We start from the raw sequence: 7,144 nt of genomic DNA on the forward strand, positions 1-7,144 counted from the left end.
TTAATTAAAAAGAGTTTTTATTATATCACTCACCCTTTGCATGTCTTCCTTTGTCATTTTTGTATCCGACGGAAGACATACTCCGTTATTAAAGATATACTCTCCCACTCCTCCGTTATCAATATAATCGTATTTTTCAAAGAATGGTTGCTTATGCATTGGATTCCAAATATGTCTGGCCTCAATATTGTTTTCTTCCAATTTTAAAATTATATCTATAGGTTTAACTGTTGATTTTTCATCAATAAGCATAGAAGAAAGCCAACAGTTGCATCTTGTATTGTCCTCATCTATAGGCATCATTTGAATCTCTTCAATATCTTTAAAAGCATCTTTGTAATGGAAGTATATTTCTCTTTTCTTGTTTACTCTTTCTTCCAAAACTTTAAGTTGACCTCTACCGATTCCGGCAACGATATTACTCATTCTGTAATTGTAACCTACTTCTTTATGGTAATAATACCTCTTATTTTCTCTTGCCTGAGTTGATAAAAATCTCGCTCTTTCAGCTTTTTTGCTACTGTCAGAAGTGTTTACTAGAAGCATACCACCTCCTGAAGATGTTATGATTTTATTCCCGTTAAAAGAAAGTATACCATAATCACCGAAAGTACCTGTCATTTGTCCTTTGTAAGTACTTCCCAAGCTTTCTGCAGCATCTTCTATCAAAGGAACATCATATTCATGGCATATAGATACTATTTCATCCAAACTTGCACAAATACCGTAAAGATGAACAACAATTACCGCTTTGGGCTTTAATCCCTGTTTTTTATATTTCTCAAAAGCTTTTCTTAGAGCTATTGGGCTCATATTCCAAGTATCCATTTCGCTGTCTATAAAAACAGGCGTTGCATTTTCATATATTATAGGATTCGCACTGGCAGAAAAGGTAAGGCTCTGACAAAATACTATATCGTCTTTTCCTACTTCCAAAAGTTTCAAAGCAAGGTGTATTGCAGAAGTACCGCTTACAAGTGCCGCTGAGTCTTTTGCGCCTGTAACAGAACATATTTCTTTTTCAAAATTATTTACATTTGCTCCGAGTGGCGCAATCCAGTTAGTATCAAATGCTTCTTTTATATATTCTTGTTCATATCCCTCATCACTCATATGAGGAGATGCCAAAAAAATTCTTTCATTATTTTCCATTTTTAACTCCCATACAAATATATTATATATTTTTATTCTATAATTTCCATACTTAAAATTTTCCTTTTAAAATCTTTTTTGATTTTTATCCAACTTAGATTGCTCATATTCCATTACAGATATAAAAAGCAATATCAAAAAGAACATAAAAGGAATAATATTTAAAATAGTATTTTCAAAATTAGATACCACAATCATATAAACAATCGGTAAAAAATACCTCATACATACCTTATTATCAATATTTTTTATTTTGTCGATAATAAAATATAAAAACAACATAAGACAAATTATTCCATTACCCGAAATAAAATCCAAAAAGCCATTATGAGCATTCAAACTCCTGTATTTACTTGCATAATTTGCATCTGCCCCAAGTCTGACATCAACAACTTGAGGAAAATGCTCCATAAGATAGTTGTATCTTTCTTCTCCCGTATATTCATAACTGCCAAATCCCAAAAGAAAATCATCTTCAAGAGACAAAATTGTATATTTATCCAACATATATCTGGTAGAACTGTACGTATTCCAAGTTTTTTCAAAAGGAGTAAAGACAATGGTTTCCTTATTCAATAAACTTGTGGAGAACATAGCGAAAAGATATAAAAAGGATACAGCAAGAGTTCCAATCATGATTTTTTTACAATTGATATTTTTTAAATATTTAATTAAAATCATAGATACAAACACAGCAATAATTCCTACCGTAGCACTTCTGCATCCAGTCAAATACAAGTAAAACATCATAATTGCAAAAATAATATAATGTTTTATATTCTTATTTTTTATAAATGACAATCCAAAGGCACCTACAAACATAACCAGCACCCCTGTATCATTGGTGTTAACATTAAAAACAAAATCCTGTATTTTAAAAGTAAGAGATTTCAAAAGTGCATCAAAAAAATTATTTCCCAGAATGATATAATAAAATGCTCTTACAACAAAAAATATCGTAACCAAAGAAATAACCGTCATACAAGGATACAAAAACTTTTTCGGATTATTGCCATTCAAAGTAATACCTCTGAAAAATATAACGAGTAAGAAAAACTCAACCGTAATGCTTCTAAGTATCACAGGATCAAAATCTTTTATACAAAAAGTCAATATCCTCAAAAAGAAATACAGTATTATAACTATGTTATTATTGATAACTTTGATTAAAGAGAACTCTTTTATTGAGCAAACATAATTTATCAAAAACAAAAACACACAAGAAAAAAAGCACAATAAATTAATGCTTATTAGAAAAATATTGTCTATTCCCGACAATATAGTATTTCTCAAAACAAACACTATCATTGTAACAATAAGCATAATATTAAAAACCGTGTTACTTTTCTTACTTATACTTTCCAATATCTTTCTCCCTGTATCAGATATATATTATACACCCAATCAATATAATTCGATAAAATTTTAATAATTCATTAATGAAAAAATAATAACTTAAAATGAAGACAACTTCATTTTAAGTTATTAAATCAATCATTTTTTACTTCCTTGTATGTAGGACAAAGTTTTACGATTTCTTTTCTTATCTCATTTCCATTTTCATATGCTATGGATATAAGATTTTCCAAATCACTTAAAAATTCATTTATATTTATTTCCATCGGCTTGGCAATATATATCATATGATTTTTTGTTCCGGTAAGTCCTTCTTCTTCCATTAAGATTTCTTCATACATCTTCTCGCCCGGACGCAATCCGACTACTTCGATTTTTATGTCTTCATCCGGAACATAACCTTTTAACTTTATTAAATTAACCGCCAAGTCATATATTTTAACTGGTTTTCCCATATCAAGAACGAATATCTCTCCGCCCTTGGCAAGAAGCCCTGCCTGTATAACAAGAGAAACAGCTTCTCTTACAGTCATAAAGAATCTTGTCACATCTTTATGAGTAACGGTAACAGGTCCGCCTTCTTCGATTTGTTTTAAAAACAGCGGAATTACAGAACCATTGCTTCCCAGAACATTACCGAAACGCACTGCGACAAATTCAGTCTGTGATATGGTATTATAACTTTGTATTATCTTTTCACATATTCTCTTGGTCGCCCCCATAACATTTGTAGGACGTACCGCTTTATCCGTTGAAATCAAAACAAATCTTTTAACTTCGTATTTATCAGAAAGCTTAACTAGGTTAAGAGTACCTTTACAGTTATTCTTCACTGCTTCATTTGGAGAATACTCCATTAAAGGCACATGTTTATGTGCCGCAGCATGATATACTATTTCCGGTTTATACTCGGCAAAAATACTTTCCATTCTGTCCATATCTCTTATAGAAGCAATAAGAACCAAAACATCAACTTCGGGATGTTTTCGCTTAAGCTCCATTTGCAACTCATAAGCCGTATTTTCATATATATCGACAACAATTAATTTTTTTGGGCAATTAGCAGCAATCTGTCTGCAAAGTTCAGAACCTATTGTCCCACCGCCTCCGGTTACCATAACGGTCTTAGCATTGACAAAATTTCTAAGTTCTTTATTTTTTATATCAACAGCATCTCTTCCAAGTAAATCTTCATAGTTTACTTCTCTTACTTTTTGAGTAAGAGAACTGGTAAGGCTCTTTGCTATGGCAGGAAGTATTTTAAGCTTTACACTGGTTTGATTACATATTGTTATAATATCTCTTATAGTATCAACGGATGCAGACGGCATCGCTATAATTATTTCATCGATATCATATTGATTTATATTAAAAAGTATATCTTTTCTTGTACCGACAATAGGAATATTATGAATATATTTACCTTTTTTGTCTTCGTTATCATCAATAACACAGACTACTTCATAATGTTTCATACCGTTCTTTATTTCTTTTATAAGCAAAGACCCTGCAGAACCGGCCCCTATAATCATTATGTTTCTTTTTATTGAACTTTTATTTTTTCTTATACGTATACCTTTGTAAATTCTGACAGAAAGACGAGAAAGTGCTATTAAGACAAATAAAAAAGTGAAATCAAAAAAATAATAACTTCTTGGCATACCTATATCAAAGTATACATGATACAAAATATAAATTATCTCAATTACAACAGCTGATTTTAAAGCAGAGATAACTTCATCCATAGAAGCATAAGTCCATACTCTGTTATACATTTTAAATAATGCCAAAACAGAAATTGCGATAATTATATCGAGAGGCAAAAATCTCAAAGCAGGATACAAAAATCTTGAAGGTATTATAAATAAATCAAACCTTAATAAAAGTGACATTATCATACTAAACGTCACTATAAGAATATCCACAATCAGTAATATCCCAAGTCTTTTTTTCTTTGTCAACTTTTCTCTCCCATAAAACAGTTAAATTTCTTATTAACTTTACATTACAAACTTTGCAATAAAGTATACTACTAACATTATAAATTGTCAAACTTTGTGAAAATATCGGTAAAAAATACATAAAAAATTAATAAAATAAAACAAAAGAAAAACAATATTGTTATATATCATGATATAAATTATAATATTTAAAAAAAAATCTTACTATGCTATAATAAGATATTATTGAATAAGAAGGTACAAAAAATATGAATAATTACGGTTTTATAAAAGTTGCTGCGGGAGTACCGAAAATAAAAGTCGCAAATCCCGAATATAACAAAGAACAAATAAAAGAGCTTATGGACAAAGCTTTTAAAGAAGGCGCAAAAATACTTGTAACTCCGGAGCTATCCGTAAGTGCATATACATGTGCAGATTTGTTTTTTCAAGATACTCTTTTGGATAAATGTGAAAAAGCATTAAAAGATATAGTTTTATACAGTAAAGATATGGATATGGCTGTTATTGTAGGAATGCCTGTAAAATACAAATATTCACTTTATAATTGTGCGGTAATAATATTAAACGGCAAAATCCTCGGTGTTATACCAAAAGAATATATCCCTGTTCACAATGAATTTTATGAAAAAAGATGGTTTGCCAGCGGAAAAGATATATATGATGAAATAGATCTTGCAGGTGAAAAAGTACCTTTTGGTAAGATGTTGTTTAAATTCAGAGAAGATTTAACTGTGGGTATTGAAGTATGCGAAGATTTATGGGTACCGATATCACCAAGCAGCAAGCTTGCACTTAACGGAGCAAACTTGATACTTAATATATCTGCAAGCAATGAAGTAGTATCAAAAGATGAATACAGAACAAATTTAATTCTCTCACAAAGTGCAAAATGTTTGTGTGGATATGTTTATGTATCCGCAGGAGTACATGAGTCTACAACAGACTTACTGTTTGGAGGAAGCAGCATAATTGCCGAAAACGGAACAATGATAAATAAAGGCAAACGCTTTATAAGACAAAACAATCTAAACTATGGATATATTGATCTTGGCAAATTAAACTTTCAAAGAATACAAAACATGAGCTTCAATGACAACAAAAACGAATACGAAGAAGAATATGAAATAATAGAATGTTATTTTAAAAACAACGATATAAATGGATTTGACAGATATATAAGCCCGCATCCTTTTATACCAAACAGCGAAGATTTAAGAATGGAAAGATGCAACGAAATATTCAGTATTCAATCTTCTGCCCTCGCAAAAAGACTTGAACACACAGGAATGAAAAAACTTGTAGTCGGTATTTCGGGAGGGCTGGATTCAACACTGGCTTTGCTTGTAGCAAATGAAACAATGAAACTCTTAGATTTACCAAGTGAAAATATCATAGGTATAACAATGCCGGGATTCGGAACTACCGACAGAACATATACAAATGCAATTGAATTGATGAAATCCTTAAAAGTCACAATAAAAGAAATAAGCATTAAAGAAGCAGCAACACTTCATATGAAGGATATAGAACACGATATAAATATCCACGATATAACTTATGAAAATACCCAAGCAAGAGAAAGAACCCAAATACTTATGGATATGGCAAACAAAAACGGAGCTCTTCTCGTAGGGACGGGTGATCTTAGCGAAATGGCACTCGGATGGTGCACATACAACGGAGACCATATGAGTATGTACGGAGTAAATGCGAGCATACCAAAGACACTTGTTTCACACCTTGTAAGAACAGTCGCAATGATAAGCGATAAAAATACAAAAGAAATTCTTCTTGACATACTGGATACTCCTGTAAGTCCGGAATTACTTCCGCCGACAAAAGACGGTAAAATAGCACAAAAGACGGAAGACAATATAGGTCCTTATGAGTTACATGACTTTTTCTTATATTATTTCATAAGGTGCGGAGCTAAGAAAAGTAAACTTCATTTTCTTGCCAAACAGGCTTTTAAAGAAAAATATTCTGATGAAGTAATAGAAAAATGGCTTAATAATTTTATGAAGAGATTCTTTATATCTCAATTCAAACGTTCGTGTACGCCTGATGCACCGAAAGTAGGATCTGTAAGTCTGAGCCCGAGAGGGGATTTCAGAATGCCAAGTGATGCGGATTTCTCATCTTGGTTGGAAGATTAAAAATAATTAAATAAAAAAGACTTTCAAGTTTTGAAAGTCTTTTTTATTTATCTTCTAATTAATACTTAACTCCATTAAAATCGATATTCAATGGATATAAATCATATTTATCTTTTAGATTACACAAATCCGCTTTTAATTTCTTTAAATCTATGTCTCCTTCATAAACCCCCATAATTGTAGGTCCGGCACCTGAGAGATAAGTACCAACAAAACCATACTGTTGTGTTAATTTCACAACATCATCATAACCGTTTATAAGAGATTTTCTATAAGGTTCATGTACTCTGTCATGCAAAGCATCTTTCACGAAATCACTCTTCCCGCTTTCTAGGGCAAGAGGAAGCAAAGCAGCTCTTTGAATATTAAATACAACATCTTCCCTTGAGTATTTGTCAGGAAGTACATTCCTCGCTTTTTTCGTAGACAATTTAAAGCGGGGAATAAAAGCACAAATTCTATATTTTTTATGCGTATTTATCTTGTAATACTTAAATTCCGTATCCTCTTTATAAG

4 protein-coding genes and 1 pseudogene are annotated in these 7,144 nt (G+C 31.3%); 1 reads left to right on the forward strand and 4 read right to left on the reverse strand.

All coding sequences use genetic code 11. From position 1 onward, the window contains the following. The 3 genes from QZ357_RS05405 to QZ357_RS05415 form a co-directional block, all read right to left on the reverse strand. Positions 1 to 1,152, reverse strand: a complete 1,152-nt coding sequence (locus tag QZ357_RS05405; RefSeq protein WP_290772840.1) for a DegT/DnrJ/EryC1/StrS family aminotransferase — start codon at positions 1,150 to 1,152, stop codon at positions 1 to 3. Between the two features lie 66 nt (positions 1,153 to 1,218). Further along, positions 1,219 to 2,517 (reverse strand): O-antigen ligase family protein, encoded by a 1,299-nt coding sequence (locus QZ357_RS05410; RefSeq protein ID WP_290772843.1) that lies wholly within the window; start codon positions 2,515 to 2,517, stop codon positions 1,219 to 1,221. A 125-nt stretch (positions 2,518 to 2,642) separates the two neighbouring features. After that, the gene (locus tag QZ357_RS05415; protein ID WP_366934119.1) at positions 2,643 to 4,469 is read right to left on the reverse strand and encodes a nucleoside-diphosphate sugar epimerase/dehydratase; all 1,827 of its coding nucleotides are present in this window, start codon (positions 4,467 to 4,469) and stop codon (positions 2,643 to 2,645) included. A gap of 248 nt (positions 4,470 to 4,717) precedes the next feature. Here QZ357_RS05415 and QZ357_RS05420 point away from each other — a divergent pair, with 248 nt between their 5' ends. Next, the gene (locus tag QZ357_RS05420) at positions 4,718 to 6,628 is read left to right on the forward strand and encodes an NAD(+) synthase (protein ID WP_290772846.1); all 1,911 of its coding nucleotides are present in this window, start codon (positions 4,718 to 4,720) and stop codon (positions 6,626 to 6,628) included. A gap of 58 nt (positions 6,629 to 6,686) precedes the next feature. On the opposite strand, the pseudogene QZ357_RS05425 reads toward QZ357_RS05420, so the two are convergent. Beyond that, a pseudogene (locus QZ357_RS05425) lies at positions 6,687 to 7,144 on the reverse strand (homoserine kinase); the annotation flags it as partial.

Source organism: Anaerofustis sp. (assembly GCF_019420015.1).
GTDB lineage: Bacteria > Bacillota > Clostridia > Eubacteriales > Anaerofustaceae > Anaerofustis.